Here is an 18,325-nt window from a genome sequence, read left to right as displayed (position 1 = left end):
CACTCCTTAGCGCTTACTCTCCGTAGATGGTTTTGAGTGTAGACAAGGGCTGGCCCGTTGCCATAAATCGGTTTTGGGGGGTTGAGGGGCCGCTTCGCAGCCCAACGCAGGGCAAGCCTGCTCGCCACGGCAAGCCTGCTCTCCACAAGCCCGCCTGCCACAGCGAGCCCGCGCCTGCCGAGGTTAGTGAGGGGGGTAGCTGGAGAGGACGCGGGTGACGGTGGTGCGGATGGCTTTGTCACGGTCCTGAGGGTTGGGCGAGCTGGCCATCATCTGTTCGTCGCTGCCGCGCCAGACCAGTTTGCCGTCCTTGCCATCGAGCAGGTCGATCTGGATGGTCGCCACTTTGTAGGTGATGTTCCGCGTTTCGTTGTACATCGGCGCGCCCCAATAGCCATTCCACGGGCCGCCCCAGGCGCCGCCGTAGTTGGTGGTGACCTGCTGCTGGCGGTCTTCGACGATCAGGTAGGCCTGCACGTTCAGGTCAGCCCTGGTGCCCGGCGCCGCAGGGCGCAGGCCGCGCTGGTCGAGTTGTTCACCCACGGCCTGGCGGATGCGTTGTTCAGTGAGGTCGCTCTTGATGCGCGGGTCATCCGGGCGGTATTGCAGGGCCGGGTCTTTCCAGGCCCAACTTCGGTAGGCACCGAAGTCCCGGCTGGCGTCAAAGTCGTGGTTGACCTGGCTGGTCTGGCAACCGCCTAGCAGCACAACAAAAGCGAGCGTAGCGATACGACGAAACATGGTTGTTCTCCAAAGAGCGACCCGCGCCAAAGATGAGAATAGCGGTTAACTGGGAGGATACGCCGTCATTGCCTTCTGCACCGCCTGGCGCAAGGCATCCGCCCGTTCACTGAGGCTTCCCTGGCTGCCCGTCTCTGCGCTGGCGCTCCACACCGGCTGACCGGTGCGGGCATCGAACAGGTTGACGCGCACCACCACGACCTGGACTTCATAGGTGCGCACGATCGGCACCGAGTTGTACATGCCATAACCGTTGCCGTAGCGGTTATAGCCGCCATAACCGTAGCCGTAGTCATCCTGGACTTGCTTGAGACGCTTCTCCAGGCGCACGTCGGCGCTGACGAAAAGGTCCGCCGGGCGGTTGTCATGCAAGGGGCGCAGGCCGCGCTGGTCGAGGGCGCCGCTGACCGCTTCGGCGATCTGTGCCGAATCGGCCCAGGCCGTGCCCGCCGGAAGCTGGCCGTTGCGCCAGGCCCAATTGCGGTAGGCACCGTAATCGCGCACCGGCGCCGGGTAGGCACTGGCATCAAAGGTGTGGGCGGCCTGGGGCGGCGCCGGTGGGATCGGCGCCGACGCGGCAACATAAGGATTGGGGCTTGAACAGGCGCCCAACCCCAGGGACAACAGGATCAAACAGAGACGACGCATTTCGACCTCCGCAGGCTGGGCCGCTTAAACCGGACGGCAGATCCAGTGCAAATAACGCCCAAGTCCGGCAAAGCTTGGGTGACGACGGTGAGCGAGTTCCATCTCTACAAGGTCCTGCAAATCCGCACGGGCCTGGAATTCCACCGGCATATAGTCGTGGAACACCCGCACGCCACTTTGGCTTTCGACCTGCCAAAGGCCTTCGAGTTGCGCCGCCAATTCTCGTGGGTCCAGCGGCTGTTGCGGCGTGAGGCTCTGCTTTTCGCCGGCCATGTCATTCTTGCGCATTTTGCGGAAGTGGCCTTTGAGCAGGTTGCGATAGATCAGCGCATCACGGTTGTAGAACGCCAGGGATAGCCACCCACCCGGCGCCGCGAGTTGGTGCAGTACCGGCAGGATTGCATGGGGTTCGGCCAGCCATTCCAGCACGGCATGGCACAGCACCAGGTCGTAGGGTTCGGTGAGCTGGCCGAGCAGGTCTTGCCAGGGCGCATGGATAAACGTCGCGGTCTGCCCCGCCTCGGCGAAACGTTGGCGGGCGCCTTCGAGCATCGGTTCGGCGGGTTCGGCCAGGGTCACCTGATGCCCTTGCTCAGCCAGCCACAACGACATATGGCCCAGGCCCGCGCCAATATCCAGCACACGCAGCGGGCGCCTTGGCAGGGCTTCGGTGAGGTCGGCCTGGAGCACCGCCAGGCGGATCGCGCCTTTGGCACCGCCGTAGATTTTCTCGGCGAAGCGCGTGGCCAACTGGTCGAAATGACGGTCACTCATGGGCAAACCGCCGTTCGCTGTCGGCCAGTTTGGCGTGCACCACTTCGTTCATGTCCAGGCCCAGCTCACTGCACAGCAACAGCAGGTACAGCACGATATCGCCGACTTCCTGCCCGGCATGGGCGAGTTTGTCGGCCGGCAGCTGGCGCGACTGGTCTTCGGTCAGCCATTGGAAGATCTCCACCAGCTCGGCCATTTCCACGCTGGCGGCCATGGCCAGGTTTTTGGGGCTGTGGAACTGCTTCCAGTCGTTGGTATCGCGGATGCGGTGCAGGCGTTCGGTGAGGTGTTCGAGGTTCATGTGGCAGGCTCCTGAAGGTGGATAGCTTCGGGGGGAATGGCCTTCAAGGCAAGTGAACCTTTGGGCTTGCCCTCGATAGCGATCTAATCAACGACGCTGAACTCGACGCGCGCGGTCTGCCCGGCTTCGTCGAGGACACTGAGTTGATAGCGCCCCAGTTGCTCAAAACTGGCATTGATAAAGTCCTGGTTGGCACTGTCGCCCAGGGGCGCGCCGTTAAGGAACCACCAACGCCGGCCGCTGCCGCCCAACGCAGAGAGTTTGAGGCGCAGCGCCTGTTGGCTGGCGGCGGGCAGGCGCAGTTGGTCACCTTCACGCACGCCAACGATGGATAAAGGTGAAGAGGCGGCCAGCGCCGGTGGCGGGCAATCGGGGTCGGCCGCGGGAATGCGCGCTTCGCGGCGTTCGGCCCTGGGCAGCCAAGGCTCCAGGGGCGCGGGCCACAGGGCGATGCTCCTGGGCTCGGCACCGGGGCAACGGGCGTCCACCCGCAAGCCCTTGGCATTGACCCACACACTTTCCATCAAACCCACGCTCAACGGTTGGTCCAACGCCTGCAAAGTGGGTGGCGTGGTGTTGTCCAGGGTCCAGGCAAAGCGCTGGCGGCGGCAGTTGGGATCGCTGCGGTTCATCGGCTGGCCCAGCGGCCAACAGATCGCGGCCACACCGACATTCGCCGGCACCGGCTTGACCGGTGCAGTGATACCGCGCTGGCTGTCGCGGTTGGTCAGCACATCGTGCACCTGCAACATCAGCGGTGCGGCCGAAGCCAGGCCGAACTGGCCCGGCACCGGCGTACCATCCGGGCGGCCGATCCACACGCCGATCAGGTAACGCGGCCCCACACCGATCGCCCAGGCATCGCGAAAGCCGTAGCTGGTGCCGGTCTTCCAGGCCAGCACCGGGCGCTGCACCAACTCGGCACGCGGGTCGCGGTCGGGTCGCGCCTGGCCGCTGAGGATGCGCCGCACAATCCAGGCGGCCCCTGGCGACAATAATGGCCGTTCCCTGAGCGTATCGTCCGGCTGCAAGCGAAGGGTGGCGCTTTTGCCGTCCCGGGCGAAGGCGCTGTAACCACTCACCAGGTCTTCCAGGCGGCTGCCCGCCCCCCCCAGGATCAGCGCCAGGTTCGGCTCGGCCAATGCCGGCAATGCCAGCGGCACGCCGCCGATGCGCATTTCGGCGGCGAACCGCTTCGGCCCATAGGCTTCCAGCAACTGTACCGCCGGGAGGTTGAGCGAGCTGGACAGCGCCGTACTGGCCGGCACTGCACCGGTGAAGCCCATGGAGAAGTTGCCCGGCCGGTAATCGCCATACCGTCGGGGCACGTCCTGCAGCAGGGATTCGGAGTGGATCAGCCCATCGTCCAACGCCATGCCGTACAAAAACGGCTTTAACGTGGAGCCCGGCGAACGCAGGGCACTGATCATGTCCACATGGCCGAAGCGCTTGGCGTCGTTGATATCCACCGAACCGAGGTAGGCCCGCACGGCCATGGTTTCCTCCTCCACCACCAGGATCGCGGCGGAGGTGTGCTCCGGCAAACGCGCGCGCCAGCCCAACAGCAAATCTTCGAGGCGACGTTGCAGGGTAGCGTCCAGGGTGGTGCGGATCAGCGACGGGCTGTCGGGGCGGTTCAGGCGCCGTGCGAGCAAGGGCGCCAGGCTCGGTTCCAGGCGCGGCGCGAGCAACAGCGGTTCTTCCAGGGCCTCATCGACGGCGGCTTGCGGCCACACCTGGAATTCGGCGAGGCGGCGCAGCACTTTGTCGCGGGCGTCCTGGGCGCGTTGGGGGTGGCGGTCCGGACGCAAGCGGCTGGGCGCCTGGGGCAGCACGGCGAGCAAGGCGGCTTCGGCGTGGGTCAGCTGTGACGGCGACTTGCCCAAGTACGCCCAACTGGCGGCGGCCACGCCCTGCAACGTACCGCCAAACGGGGCGCGATTCAGGTAGAGGTTGAGGATTTCTTCCTTGGACAGGTGCCATTCCAGCTGTGCCGTGCGCCACAACTGACGCAATTTGCCGTGGAAAGTGCGCGAATGCGGATCCAGCAAGCGCGCCACCTGCATCGACAAGGTGCTGCCGCCAGACACCACCCGCGCGCCGGTCAGGTTCTGCCAGGTCGCCCGCACCAGCGCCAGCGGATTCACGCCGGGGTGCTGGTAGAACCAACGGTCCTCATAGGTGAGCAGCGCATCCAGGTAATACGGCGACACCTCGCGGGTCTGCACGGGGTAGCGCCACACACCGTTGGCATCGGCAAACCGCCACAACGGCGTGCCATCCTCGGCCAGCACCACCCGCGCCAGGTCATCCTTGGGCAAGGGCAACGGCCAGATGCGGTCGGCCAGCCAGAGCAGGGCGATCACCAACAAAAGGCTGGCCAGGGTCCAGCGGGCAACTAAACGCAAACTCAAACGGGCAAACCTCTATGCTGGTAGGGAACTAGCCTGTTGCAATAACAACCAAAGGCACAGATACGCCCACCTTCTCATCAGGACACACACATGCAGGTAGAAAGCTTTTTCGAATGGTTGGGCCAGGCGCTCGGTTCGGTCATCCGTTTTATCGTCGACGGGCTCAGCGGCCTGTTTGGTGCGCTGACCCATGCCGGTGGCAACTTCATCGATGGCCTGTCCCGCACCTTGGGCATGGATACCTCGATCATCAGCATCCTCACCCTGATCATCGGCCTGATGCTGCTGTACTCGGCGGTGCGCGCCTTCATGCGGGCGTCGATCATCATGGGGATTATCTGGTTGCTGCTGGGCCTGTGGCTTCTGAGCTGGGTCGTCCACTGACCCCAAAACACCGCAAATCACCTGTGGGAGGGGGCTTGCCCCCGATAGCGGTGGGTCAGCTACAGATAAGCTGACTGATCCACCGCCATCGGGGGCAAGCCCCCTCCCACATTGAGGCCCCGTTTTACATTAACGCCCCTTGATCACCAGATCGGTCGGCGTCTCCCCCACCGCCTGCCAGTTCGGCCGGTACATCGACTCCACCTGCGGCGGCGGCACACGATAAGTCCCCGGCGTCACCGCCCGCGCCAGGTACAGCAGGTGCGTGGTACCGGAACCGTCCAGGTTGATCGCTGCCACATAGCGGTCGTCACGGAACTCCTGATGCTTGAGCGAGGCGTTCTGCATCGACTCACGCCATTCCTTCACCTGGCTGCTGGCGTTTTCCAGGCTGGCGGCGCTTTGCGCCAGGTTCTGGTTTTCCAGTTCCAGGCCGGCCGGCAGCAAATCTACCACCAGGGCATCCGGCACACGCTGCTTGGCGCTGACCGCCAGGTGCACCAGGACCAGCTCACCGCTGTTGAGGTTGCGCAGGTTCAGCGGCTGGCCGTTCATGCCCAGGTATTCGCGGCGGATGCTCAGGTTGTCGCCGCCGGCAGCCGGGGGCACCTGTGGATAACCCGAGATCGTCAATTGCTGGTACACCGGCGTCTCGCCCTGATTGCTCAAGGTCAGATCGCTGGACAGCAGCTTGCCTTCCAGCTCCAGCGTCGATTGCTGATTGTTCAACTCCTGCACGCCGCCACTGCCAGTGAGCGACACCTGCCAGTTCGCATCCGGCCTGGCAAACCCGAGGCGCCCCGCCAGGAACAGCGAGTTGCGCTCCTGGGTCGACAGATACGGGCTGGCCGCCAGTTGATCCGACAGCGTAAACAAACGCTCCTCACGCTTGCCCTTGGCCAGGTCGTTCTCTTCCAGCAGGGCCAGGATCATTGCCTGGTCGCGCAATGGGCTGCCGTAGTCGGCCAGCCACTCGTTGGCGTTACGCTGCGCCGCCAGCCCAGCGAGCAAGGCCTGGTCCGCACGCGGCTGGTCGCCCATCTTCTGCAGCGCGATAGCCAACTGCACCAGCGGCAAACCGGAGCGCGCATCGCTGCGTCGATCGAAGATACTGCGCAGCGCCCCCAACGGCGCCTGCTGACTGCGCGCCAGCACCATGCCAGCGTAGGCCTGTACGGCAAAGCGCGTATGGTCGGCGTTATCGCTGTAGTCGACGTCGATCAGATTGCGTTCCTGCACGTAGCGCAACAGGCGCTCGCTGGCTTTCTTCAACGCTTCAGGCGGCACGGCAAAACCCTGGTCGCGGGCACGCAGCAGGAAGTCGGTGACGTAGGCCGTCAGCCAGTATTCTTCTTCGCCATCGGCGCCCCACAACCCGAAGCTGCCGTTGTAGCGCTGCATGCCCAGCAGGCGCTCGATGCCCAACTCGATCTTGCGTTTACGCTCACTGTCCGACTCACCCTTGATCGACAGGCGCTTGAGCAGCGCATCGTCGGCATACAGCGACGGGTACAGGCCGCTCGCGGTCTGTTCCAGGCAACCATAGGGGTAGGCCTTGAGTGCGCTGATCTGAGCACCCAGGTTCAGCGGCGGCCGGCTCGACAGGCTCAACAGTGCCTGGCGCCCCGATGAATCGAACTGATCGAGCGTGCCCGCCGGCAGGCTCCACGGCTGATCCTTGAGCACCGCGCGGTAATGCTTGAGCAGTGCCGGGTACGCCGGGCGCACGCCCAATGTCCATTCGCGAGTGAACGGTGGCAGGTTTTCACCCGGCAAGTCCAGCCCGTTCACAGTGACCTTGACCTTGCCCTGCCCCAAACCACCCCAGGCCTTCACCGGGATGCGCAGGGTGGTGCGCTGGCCTTGTTTCAACTCGACGGTCTGCGCGCCAGCGTTGACCAACTCCAACTGCCCTTCGGCGCTCAGTTGCACATCCAGCTTCTGGGCCTTGCCCGACAGGTTGGACAGGTCCAGCGCCAAGGTGGTCTGGTCACCACCGGCCAGGAAACGCGGCGCCGACAGCTCGGCAATCAAAGGCGCGGCGATCACCGTCTTGGCTTCGGCCATGCCGTAGCGGTCGTCGCTCCAGGCCTGGGCCATCAGGCGCAGTTCGCCGTTGAAGTCCGGGATATTGACGCTGACTTCGCCCTCACCCTGCTCGTTCAGGGTCACTGGCGCACTTTGCAGCGCGACGATGGTCACGCTGGTGTCCGGGCGCTTGCCGCCCTTGGCCAGCGCGGCGTCACCACCGAATGCCAGGCTGGCCAAGCGCCCCTGCCCGGCTTCGATCAACTGGCCGTAGATGTCGAACTGGTCCACGCCATAAGCCTTGCGACCGAACAGGCTGGAGTAAGGGTCCGGCGTCGGGTATTCGGTAATGTTCAAGATGCCCACGTCCACCGCTGCCACCAGCACGTGCACCTGTTTCGGCACGCTGCCATCGGCGTTTTTTGCAGCGACTTTCACCGTCAGCGGCTGTTTGGGACGCATTTTTTCCGGCGCGGCCAGGGTCACGCCGAGTTTACGCTGGGTGCGATCCAACGGCAGGTGCAGCAGGCCCACGGCACGTTTGGGCGTGATGTTGGCTTTGCGCTCGCCAGGGCGAATCACCAGAGCACTGACGTACAGGTCATGGCGCGACCACTTCGGGTCAAGCTTCACGGCAAAGCTTTTGCCCTCGGCCGGCACATCGATTTCCTGCCACCACAGCGGCCCTTCGGCGGACTCCACCAGCAGGTAGCCTTTGCCGGCAGCGGGCGGAGTGACGGTGACGTTGGCGGTATCGCCGTCGCCATAGGCCGGTTTGTCCAGCGCCAGCTTGACCTGGTCGGGGCGTACGGCGCCGCCTTCGGTGTTGTCCTGGGCCTGGTAGCCGGCCCAGAAGCGCAAGCTGCTGACCAGGCCGGTCTGCGGGTCTTCCACTTCGACGCGGTACGGGCCCCACTCCACCTGGAAGCTGACCTTGGCCGTATCGCCGGCCTTGATGTTCAGGGTCTGCTCGTCGAGGTTGAGGAATTTCTCGTTGAAGTGGTAGCTCCAGCCGTCGTTCTCGGAGTAGTTCCAGTAGTAGTCACGGCGCTCGCGCACCAGGCGCACCTTGAGGTTCTGCGCGGCGAGCTTCTGCCCGTCCTGGTTGGCCAGCAGCACTTCGAATTCCGCCGGGCCATCGCCATTGGTTTCCTTGCCGTCAAACAAGCCGCGCAGGCCCGGCAGTTGCTCGGCCGGCCAGATCGGCTGTACCAGGCGCCGAGTGATCGGCCGCCCGCCCGACTCGTGCAGGCTGGCTTGCACGATCAGTTGCAGCGGCGACTTGGCCTCGGCCCACTTGCTTTCCAGGGTCAACGCTTCCTGGCCCTTGGCATCGAGCACGCTTTCGTCCAGTTCGAAATCCTGGCTCAGCTCTTCTTCGGTGACAGAGCCGAACTGATAGCCCGGCAGCGACTTGACCGCTTCGCGCAACGGCCGCACATAAACCTGCCCGCTGACCCGGTTGCCCGATGCCGGCGCACCGTAGAGATAGCGCCCGGTGACTTGAATCACCGGGTTATCCGCCGGGCTCAATGCGGTATCGCTGCCCTTGAGTTCCAGCGCCAGGCGCTCGGGCAGGAAGTCTTCGACGAGAAATTCATACAGCTGCGGCTTGCCGTCGCCCAGGTCGAACACCAGCTGCCAGCGCCCGGTTGGCGCTTCGCCAGCCAATTGCAGTTGATATTGATAGAGACCGGAGGCGTCGGCATCCCACACGAATTTGCGGCTCACCTGCTCATCCGGGCGACGCACTTCGACGCTGACCGGTTGCGGTTTGACGGCATTGCCATCCTTGTCGCGCAGCAGGGCGTTGAGCAGCACGGTTTCGCCGGGGCGATACAGGTCACGCGGGCCAAAGACGAAAAACTGCAAGGGGTGGGACGGTTGCCCGCCGATATCGAACTCGGCCAGGTCCAATGCGGCACTGTCCAGGCGCAGCATGCTGGTCTGCTCGCCCTGCTTGGCCAGCAACACCTGGGCCTTTTTCGGCAACGGCAACTCGGCGTGGCCGCCCTTCTCGGTCTTGCCCTGGCCGACCACACGCCCCTCGGCGTCGAGCACCTCGAGGTCTACACCGTCCAGCGCCTTGCCGCCATCCAACGCCTGGGTGAACACATCCAGGCGATTGGCATAGCGGTGCACCGACAGGCCGATATCGCTCAAGGTAAACAACGTGGCCGGTTGGGAATAGTTGTAGGTGCCGGAGGCGCGCATCACCGCCAGGTACACGCCCGGCTGCTGCAGTTGCTTGAGGCCGGCGATCGGCAGCAACAGGGTTTCGCGGGTGTTGCGCGCCGGGTTCAGGTCGAAACGGCCGCCGTAGACCAGGTCGGCCAGTGGCAGCAGTTCGCGGGACTCATAGCTCTGCAGGCTGGTGTTGCGCCCCCACTGCGCGAGAAAAGTCGGCAGGGATTCGGGCTTGATGCGGAAGAATTCGACGTCGATCTTGTCGACGTTCAGCGCGATCACCGGCAACCCTTCAGCCAGACGCGTCGGCAGCAAGGTGCCACGGCTGGCGAAGCCGACGGTGGCTTGCAGGTCGCGGGTTTCCAGGCGGGCGCTGTACTCGGCGGCGAGTGTATTGCCGTTGACCGCCTTCACCCCGGCATCCACCGTGAGCACCAGTTTGCGCTGTGGCTCCAGGTGACGCAGGCGCAATTCCATGAGGTTGTCGGAGATTTCCCAGGCGCCATCGACCTTGCCGGACTTGCTGTCCACCAGGTGGAGTTTGTCGGCGAACTTCTGATCGGGATCCAGCGGAATGGAAAAGCTCACGGACAGGGTGCTGGCCCCATCGAGCTGCACTTCGGACACATCCACCACACTCAACTCACGGCCGGCATAACGCTGCTTCAGCGCCGCCACGTCCACCGCCGCCTTGGCCGGTTTGGGTGCAACCGTCGCCGCTGCTGGAGCGGTCGGGGCAGCCGGTTTATCGGAGGAATCGCAGGCGCTCAGCAGGGCCAGCGCACAAGCAAGGAACAGTCCTTTGTTAAGCATGGGGCACTCGTTGTGAGAGGGGTCCGAGGGGTGAACTATATATCAGCCCGCAGGGGGCCGATGTGGTGCTGGTCACATTGACCGACGGAGGGTGGTTTGGTTCTTGAGGAAACGTAATGCCGAGCCAAATCTTACAAACACTGGAGATCCAAATGTGGGAGGGGGCAAGCCCCTCCCACATTGGTTCTGCAGTGAGATTAAGGGCCCGTTACAATGCCGCTCCCCCAAGGAGCCCCCATGCCCACCCTACTCACCGACTGGCGCCACCGCCCTACCCACCGCCGCGTCTGGGCCCCTGGCCGCGCCGATGATCCTGTCGAATATCTCGGTGCCTCTCGTGGCCCTGGTCGACAGCATGGTCATCGGCCACCTGCCCCACGCCCATCAACTGGGGGCCGTGGCGGTCGGCGCCAGTCTGTATACCTTTCTGGCCTGGGCCATGGGTTTCCTGCGCATGGGCTCAACCGGTTTTGCCGCACAGGCTTCCGGGCGCAATGATGGGGCCGCGCTGCGACAAATCCTCCTGCAGGGCCTGCTACTGGCGTTGGGGTTGGCCATGCTGCTGGGCAGCGTGGGCATTCCGTTCAGCCATCTGGCATTGGAATGGATGCAACCCTCCCCCGAACTCAATCAACTGACCCAGGACTTTTTCCACACGCGCCTGTTCGGCCTGCCTGCCGCCCTTGCCAGCTACGCACTGGTCGGCTGGTTCCTCGGCACGCAGAACGCACGCGCGCCCTTGGCGATCCTGCTGACCACCAACCTGGTCAACATCGCGCTGAACCTGTGGTTTGTGCTGGGCCTGGATTGGGGGGTGGTCGGTTCGGCGCGGGCGTCCGTGATTGCCGAATGGACCGGCGCCTTGCTGGGCCTGGCGATGACGCAAAAAGCCCTGCGCGCCTACCCCGGCCATATCGCCTGGGCGGCGCTGAAACAGTGGGAAAGCTGGCGCCCGCTGCTGGCGGTGAACCGCGACATCTTCATCCGCAGCCTTGCGCTGCAATCGGTGTTTTTCATGATCACGGTGCAAGGTGCACGCCTGGGCGATTCCACCGTGGCGGCCAATGCACTGCTGCTCAACGGCCTGTTGTTGACAGCCCATGCGCTGGACGGCTTGGCCCATGCGGTGGAAGCCTTGTGCGGCCACGCCATCGGCGCCCACGACCGCCAGGCCATGCGACGTTCACTGGTCGTCGCTGGCGGTTGGTCGCTGATTGCCAGCGTCGGCTTTGCCCTGCTGTTCACGGTCTGCGGCCACCTGTTTATCGCCATGCAAACCGATATCCCCAGCGTGCGCGAAACGGCAGATATCTACCTGCCCTACCTGGCCGTATTGCCCTTGATTGCGGTGTGGAGCTATTTGCTCGACGGCTTGTTTATTGGTGCGACACGGGCGCGGGAAATGCGCAATGGGATGCTGTTGACCGTGGTTTCAGTGCTACCGGTTGCCTGGGCATTGCAGGGCCTGGGCAACCACGGGCTGTGGATTACCTTCCTGGTGTTCATGTCGGCGCGCAGTCTGTTGCTTTGGGTCATCGCCAGGCGAATCAATCGGGCGAATGGATGGTTCGGCCCTCGTTTGGCACCGCGGTCATATTGGCCGTAACGCAAGGAACTCAGATACGCAATCTGGCGCCGGGACAAGCTATTGATCTGGATATAACCCAGGCAACTGTGTGTACGCTCAATGCGTCAGGGTAGATTGACCTGCCCTATCCGGCGAGGTGACATAGCTCAAATGAAGACCCGTACTCGGCGCTCAGGCCCCACAGCAGGGTAGGAGCGAATGTGCTCGCTCCTACCCTCTCATAGCTTACGACGAAAGATACGACGACCGCGTCAGCCCTAACCGAAGTGCATCCAGGAACTGCGTGCGCTCACTGGCGCTGATCTTCGCGCTCGCACACTTGTCACGGTAGTGCGTCATCAACTCCTCCGGCGACAAGTGCACATAGCGCAGCATGTCTTCGATGGTGTCGTGGGTCTCGATACCGGCGCTGTACACCGAACCGTCTTCACGCTGGTAGATGTTCACCGAATCGGTGTCACCGAACAGGTTGTGCATGTCGCCGAGAATTTCCTGGTAAGCGCCTACCAGGAAGATCCCCAGCAAGTAGTCCTCACCTTCGTTCAAGCCATGAACCGGCAGGCTGGTCTCGATGCTCTGCTCATCGACGTACTGCTTGATCTTGCCGTCGGAGTCGCAGGTCAGGTCTTGCAGTACGGCGCGACGCAGCGGCTCTTCGTCAAGGCGGTGCAGCGGCAGGATCGGCAATACCTGGCCGATGGCCCAGGTGTCCGGCAGGCTCTGGAACACCGAGAAGTTGCAGATGTACTTGTCGGCCAATTTGTCGTTGAGCTCATCCAGCACCTGGCGGTGCGAGCGCTGGCGGGCCTTGAGCGAGTTGTGCAGGCGGCGGCACACGGCGAAGTAGCACTGCTCGGCCAGGGCTTTTTCGGCCAGGGTCAGCTTGCCGTCGGCGTACTGCGTGGCCACGTCGCTCATGTAGTGGGTGGCGCGCCAGTAGGTTTCGGTGACCATCTCGATGTCGGTCGGACCGAGCAGGTCCACCAGCCATTGCACGGTTTCCGGCAGGGCTTCCTTGTTTTCGATGGTCGGGATTTCGTCGTTGTGTTTCTCGACGTCAGTGACCTGCACCACCAGCATGGCGTGGTGGGCGGTCAGGGAACGGCCGCTTTCGGAGAAAATATTCGGGTGCGGCAGGCTCTGCGCGTCGCAGAATTCCTTGAGCATGCCCACGACCACGCCGGCGTAGTCATCCATGTCGTAGTTGATCGAACTGGCGTTACGCGAGTGCGTGCCGTCGTAGTCCACGCCCAGGCCGCCGCCCACGTCGATGTGGTCCACCGGCAGGCCGAGGTTGCGCAGCTCGCCGTAGTAACGGATGGCTTCCTTGAAACCGTGCTGGTAGTCGGCCAGGTTGGCGATCTGCGAGCCCATATGGAAGTGCAACAGGCGGATGCCCTGGTCCAGGCCGGCCGCACGGAAGCGCTCGACCACGGACAGCAGTTGCGCCGCCGACAGACCGAATTTGGATTTCTCGCCACCGGTGTCCGCCCACTTGCTCGACGCCAGGGAAGACAAACGCACACGCAGGCCAACCTGTGGCTTGACCTTGAGGCCGGCGGCTTCTTCGATCACCAGCTCAACTTCGGATTCTTTCTCGATCACGATGAACACGTTGTGGCCGAGCTTCTGGCCCATCAGCGCGAGGCGGATGAATTCGCGGTCCTTGTAACCGTTGCAGACGATGGTGCCGCCCTTCGGCGCCAGGGCCAGCACGGCCAGCAGCTCGGGCTTGGAGCCGGCTTCCAGGCCGATGGACACGTTCTGGGTGGCGATGATGTTCTCGATCACCGCTTCCTGCTGGTTCACCTTGATCGGGTACAGCGCGGTGTACTTGCTCTGGTATTCCAGGCGTTCGATGTTCGAATCGAAAGCGCCGGTCAGTTGGCGTACACGGTCTTGCAGGATGTCGGGGAAGCGCACCAGCAACGGCAACGACAGGCCGCTCTTGCGCAGCTCGTCGACTTGCTCGTACAGGTCGACGGGCGTGCTGTTCGGGCCGTTCGGACGAACTTCAACGCGACCGGCTTCATTGATCGCGAAATACCCGGCCCCCCAATGGCGGATCCCGTAAACGCTGCGGCTGTCCGCAACTGTCCATTGGCTGCCATCGTCTTTGCGTGTGCGTCGTACGGACATCGAAGTCCCCTATAAATGAAGGCGAAAGCGCCGCCTCTGGTTGAGGCTGGCGCAGTCTAAAGAATGAAAATGACGATTTGCCTGCGTGCAAGGTAGGACCCCGCGCGCAGGACAGAGTTTAGACACAGGTCGGGAAGAGGCTTTCAGCCGCCGGACTTCTTGGCCTTGTACCCGAGCTTGATCAGCTCGGCCAACAGCAACTCGACGTGATCGCCCTGGATCTCGATAACGCCGTCTTTCAACGCGCCACCGGTGCCACAGCGCTTTTTCAGCGTGGTGGCGAGCTCCTTCAGCGCGTCTTCGGCCAGCGGCACGCCGGTGATGGTGGTCACCGTCTTGCCGCCACGGCCTTTGCTCTCGCGTCGCACGCGGGCAATGCCGTCGCCTTCGGGAATCAGGGTCTGTTTGCAGGTGCAAGCGTCCACGGGCTGACGACAGTCCGGGCAGTGTCGACCTGCGTCGGTGGAAAATACCAGGCCACCAAGGGCGGCGAAGGATGCGGCTTTTTTGGCCACCGGCAATCCTCTTGGGAGGATGAAGACTGATCGATCAGACTGACCGACCGCGAAGCCCCACTCAGGCAGGGGCAGCGCTACCGAACCGCCAAGGCGGTTCGGGTGAAAAGTCGCGCAGTGTAACCACAAAAAGCCGACTTGCTAAGAGCCAAATGGCGCCAATTTATGCAACTTTAGCGACGTGAGGCCAGATAGCGGCGCAAGCCTTCCTGGGCGTCCGGGCAGTACGGCTTTTGCTCAGCCTCCTGCAGGACGGTGTCGATAGGTAAAAAGCGCGCTTCCATGACCTCTTCCGGCTGCAGGCGCAGCGGCCCGTCCCACACGGCTGAGTAGGATTTGCACCAGAGCCGGCTATCGCCATCTTCGAAGTAGAAGTGGTCATGTTCGACCAACGCCACCCCACTGACCCCAAGCTCTTCTTCCAGCTCACGGGCTGCCGACACGGCATAGGACTCACCCGCCGCCACCATCCCGCCTGCCGCCGTGTCCCAGTAACCGGGATACAGCGCTTTGCTCAAGGTGCGCCGATGCACACACAACTCACCGGCGCTATTGAAAAGAAAGATAAAGGTGCAACGGCCGATCAGGCCGCGCTGGCGCAGGTCGGACCTGACAAGGTCGCCGAGCAGGTTGTCATGCTCATCGACCCAGCAGATCAGTTCAGCGTCGGAAGCCGCACGGTGGGCGGCCTCCTTTTGAGTAGCGTCCATCATCAACCCTGGTTGAGGAGCTGACGCAAGTCGATCACTGCAGCGTTTGCCCGGGAAATGTAATTGGCCATCACCAGCGAATGGTTCGCCAGCACGCCGAAGCCACTGCCATTAAGAATCATAGGACTCCACACCGGTTCCTGCGAGGCTTCCAGCTCACGAATGATCTGGCGCACGCTGACGGTGGCGTTTTTCTTGGCCAGTACGTCGGCAAAGTCCACTTCGATGGCGCGCAACAGGTGGGACAAGGCCCAGGCCTGGCCACGGGCTTCGTAGAACACGTTGTCGATCTGCATCCATGGAGTTTCCACCACTTCTTCATCGACCTGCGGCACTTCACCCGGCGCCAGCGCTTCGGTTTTCAGCGCAGTGTTCAGCTTCACGCGGCCCACACTGGCCGACAGGCGTTGCGACAGCGAGCCCAGGCGGGTGGCGACATCGCCCAGCCAGTTGTTCAGGTTGTCGGCCCGCGCATAGAACAACGCGCCTTTCTGGTTCGGGTCGGACAGGCGCGCTTCATAGCGGCTCAGGGAGTTGATGCCTTCCTGGTATTCGGACTCGCTGGATGGCAGCACCCAGCTCTTGTTATCGAAGTTGAAGCGCGGCTCGGCCTTGGCCAAGTCGGCGTCTTCGGCCGACTGCGACTGCGAGCGGGCGAAATCCTTACGCAGGGCGCGGGTCAAGTCGCGCACCTGCACCAGCACGCCGTATTCCCAGCTCGGCATGTTGTCCATCCACAGGCCTGGCGGGAAGCGGTCGTTGGAAATGTAGCCACCCGGCTTGTTCAGCAAGGTGCCAACCACCGTCTTGAGGGTTTCGACGGTGGTAAAGCCCACCACCATCTGCTTGCCGTCTTTTTCGGCGGCAATCTGCGCGTTCTGCTGGACCGGGAACAGCGCCGGCTCTTCGCTCCAGTACCAGCCCAAGGCGCCTGTGACCAACAGGTACAGGCCGAGCACACTGAGCACGGCACGGCTCATCAGCAGGGTACGAAAATAGCTGCGGTTGGCCGACTTGGGCTCAGGGGCGGGGCCTTTGGCGCTGCCTGCACGGTTTTTCCAGTCCAGCATGGCGATATCCTTTCAATCACTTGAGTTCATGCACTTGAATTGATGGCGTGCGTTCAAACACTCCGACCACAACCCTACCCCATCGTGCCCGCCCGTGCGGGGCTTTTCGCCAAACTGGCGCACAGAGGCTGTTCGACTATAAAGAATGCACGCTTTTTCCGCCGCGCGACCAGCGGGTCAGCAACTGAATACTCCGCACGCACAGTTTATTGACGTATGACACTCATCCGACGGGAAAGAGGTGCTAGCATAGAGCCATCAGTCGACCTCAGCATGCACCCTCACTAGTAGTCAGGATATGACCGAGCCAGAAGACCCCAGCCGTGAGCGCCTCAAGCAGCATTTTGCCCAGCGGGTAATTCATCAGGCACGTCAAATTCTTGAGATCTGGCAGCGCCTGCAACGCAGCGAGTGGTCCGGCACCGACCTTTCCGAACTCAGCGAGGCCAATCTGCGCCTGCTGCGCTTTGCCGAACGCTTCGAACAGCCGGAACACAGCCAGTTGGCGCAGCACATCGGCGAATCCCTCAAGGCCGTGGACGAAAACCGCGGGCGCCTGAGCAGCCAACTGATCACCGAACTCAACCGCCTGATGCAACGCCTGTCCCGCACCGGGCTGCGCCAGGGCGACCAGCTTGAGCAAACCTTCCTGCCGCCGATGCGCAAGCCGATCTACGTGATGCTGGCTGATCACGACCGTGCCGAGCGCCTGGCCAAGCAGTTGGAGTTCTTTGGCATGAGCGCCCAGTCGTTGGACAGTATGGCGGCGTTTCGCGCGTCGATGGCCGAGCGCCTGCCGTCGGCGATTGTGATGGACGTGGACTTCTGCGGTGCCGGCCTTGGCCTCAAGCTCGCCGCCGAAGCCCAGGAAGGCCTGGAGCAGAAGCTGCCACTGCTGTTTTTCAGCCTGCACGAAACCGACACCCCGACCCGCCTGGCCGCCGTGCGCGCCGGAGGCCAGGAATTCCTGACCGGTACGCTGGAAGCCTCCAGCTTGCTGGAAAAGATCGAAGTGCTGACCTGCGTCGCCCAGTACGAGCCGTATAAAGTGCTGATCATCGACGACTCGCGGGCCCAGGCGCTGCACACCGAACGGCTGCTCAACAGCGCCGGTATCGTCACCCGCACCTTGATCGAGCCGATCCAGGCAATGGCCGAGCTGGCGGACTTCCAGCCCGACCTGATCATCCTCGACATGTATATGCCCGCCTGTACCGGCACCGAACTGGCCAAGGTCATCCGCCATAACGACCGTTACGTCAGCGTGCCGATCATTTACCTGTCGGCCGAAGACGACCTGGACAAGCAACTGGACGCCATGAGCGAAGGCGGCGATGACTTCCTCACCAAGCCGATCAAGCCGCGCCACCTGATCACCACCGTGCGCAACCGTGCGGCGCGGGCGCGCAACCTCAAGGCGCGGATGGTGCGCGACAGCCTGACCGGCCTGTACAACCACACCCATATCCTGCAACTGCTCGAAGACTGCAGCTTCCGCGCACGCCGCGAGAACAAGCCGCTGAGCTTCGCCATGCTCGACATCGACCACTTCAAGCGGGTCAACGACAGCCACGGCCACCCCATGGGCGACCGCGTGATCAAGAGTCTGGCGCTGTTTCTCAAGCAGCGCCTGCGCAAGACCGACTACATAGGGCGCTACGGCGGTGAAGAATTCGCCATTGTGATGCCTGACACCGATTTGGAAGCCGCCTGCAAAGTACTGGATGAAATCCGTGGGCGCTTTGCCGAAATCCATTACCCGGCCCAACCCCAGGATTTGTGGTGCACCTTCAGCGCCGGGGTGGTGGAGCTGTGCGACGGCTCCGACAGCCTGATGATGGCCGCCCAGGCCGACGAGGCGCTGTACCGCGCCAAGGACGCCGGACGCAATCGCGTACAACCCGCGCGCGCATCAAAGCAAAGTGCCATCTTTTCACCGGAATCCACTGAATCCGTCATAACGCTGTAATGGAAACGCAATAACTTCAGGCACTTATCTTTTGCTGTCGGTTG

At 63.0% G+C, this 18,325-nt stretch carries 12 protein-coding genes and 1 pseudogene; 3 read left to right on the top strand and 10 right to left on the bottom strand.

Annotated elements, in window-relative coordinates:
- Window positions 1-183: 183 nt before the first annotated feature.
- From BM110_RS28860 to pbpC, 5 genes are all read right to left on the bottom strand, one after another.
- Window positions 184-741 (bottom strand): DUF4136 domain-containing protein, encoded by a 558-nt coding sequence (locus tag BM110_RS28860; RefSeq protein WP_071491587.1) that lies wholly within the window; start codon window positions 739-741, stop codon window positions 184-186.
- A 45-nt stretch (window positions 742-786) separates the two neighbouring features.
- Entirely contained in the window at window positions 787-1,389 is a 603-nt protein-coding gene (locus BM110_RS28855) for a DUF4136 domain-containing protein (RefSeq protein ID WP_092249975.1), read from the bottom strand.
- Window positions 1,390-1,413: 24 nt separating this feature from the next.
- On the bottom strand, window positions 1,414-2,163 hold the full coding sequence (locus BM110_RS28850; RefSeq protein WP_071491589.1) for a methyltransferase: 750 nt from the start codon (window positions 2,161-2,163) through the stop codon (window positions 1,414-1,416).
- Window positions 2,156-2,464: a MazG-like family protein gene (locus BM110_RS28845; protein WP_093514656.1), complete on the bottom strand. Its 309-nt coding sequence runs from the start codon at window positions 2,462-2,464 to the stop codon at window positions 2,156-2,158. Before BM110_RS28845 ends, BM110_RS28850 begins: the two co-directional genes overlap by 8 nt.
- An 83-nt stretch (window positions 2,465-2,547) precedes the next feature.
- On the bottom strand, window positions 2,548-4,878 hold the full coding sequence (gene pbpC, locus BM110_RS28840) for a peptidoglycan glycosyltransferase PbpC (RefSeq protein WP_092249969.1): 2,331 nt from the start codon (window positions 4,876-4,878) through the stop codon (window positions 2,548-2,550).
- Window positions 4,879-4,968: 90 nt separating this feature from the next.
- On the opposite strand from pbpC, the gene BM110_RS28835 reads away from it, so the two are divergent.
- Window positions 4,969-5,262, top strand: coding sequence for a hypothetical protein (locus tag BM110_RS28835; RefSeq protein WP_071491590.1), 294 nt, complete (start codon window positions 4,969-4,971; stop codon window positions 5,260-5,262).
- A gap of 129 nt (window positions 5,263-5,391) precedes the next feature.
- Here the strand turns inward: BM110_RS28835 and BM110_RS28830 are convergent, their stop codons facing one another.
- Entirely contained in the window at window positions 5,392-10,290 is a 4,899-nt protein-coding gene (locus tag BM110_RS28830) for an alpha-2-macroglobulin family protein (protein WP_093514655.1), read from the bottom strand.
- Window positions 10,291-10,527: 237 nt separating this feature from the next.
- Here BM110_RS28830 and BM110_RS28825 point away from each other — a divergent pair.
- Window positions 10,528-11,896, top strand: a pseudogene (locus BM110_RS28825) (MATE family efflux transporter).
- Window positions 11,897-12,103: 207 nt separating this feature from the next.
- Here the strand turns inward: BM110_RS28825 and speA are convergent.
- From speA to BM110_RS28805, 4 genes are all read right to left on the bottom strand, one after another.
- Window positions 12,104-14,017: an arginine decarboxylase gene (gene speA, locus BM110_RS28820; RefSeq protein WP_093514654.1), complete on the bottom strand. Its 1,914-nt coding sequence runs from the start codon at window positions 14,015-14,017 to the stop codon at window positions 12,104-12,106.
- 143 nt (window positions 14,018-14,160) lie between these two features.
- Window positions 14,161-14,532 (bottom strand): translation initiation factor Sui1, encoded by a 372-nt coding sequence (locus tag BM110_RS28815; RefSeq protein WP_017849660.1) that lies wholly within the window; start codon window positions 14,530-14,532, stop codon window positions 14,161-14,163.
- 173 nt (window positions 14,533-14,705) lie between these two features.
- Window positions 14,706-15,242, bottom strand: a complete 537-nt coding sequence (locus tag BM110_RS28810; protein WP_092249960.1) for an NUDIX hydrolase — start codon at window positions 15,240-15,242, stop codon at window positions 14,706-14,708.
- A 2-nt stretch (window positions 15,243-15,244) separates the two neighbouring features.
- Window positions 15,245-16,222 carry a DUF2333 family protein gene (locus BM110_RS28805; RefSeq protein ID WP_371322043.1) on the bottom strand — a complete coding sequence of 326 codons (978 nt, stop codon included), beginning with the start codon at window positions 16,220-16,222 and terminating at the stop codon, window positions 15,245-15,247.
- Between the two features lie 388 nt (window positions 16,223-16,610).
- On the opposite strand from BM110_RS28805, the gene BM110_RS28800 reads away from it, so the two are divergent.
- A complete protein-coding gene (locus tag BM110_RS28800; RefSeq protein WP_093514653.1) occupies window positions 16,611-18,281 on the top strand; it encodes a response regulator in 1,671 nt (556 codons plus the stop codon).
- Window positions 18,282-18,325 lie beyond the last annotated feature (44 nt).

The sequence above is a fragment of the Pseudomonas sp. NFPP28 genome (assembly GCF_900115535.1).
Lineage (GTDB): Bacteria > Pseudomonadota > Gammaproteobacteria > Pseudomonadales > Pseudomonadaceae > Aquipseudomonas > Aquipseudomonas extremorientalis.
This window is presented reverse-complemented; position numbering and strand designations above follow the sequence as displayed.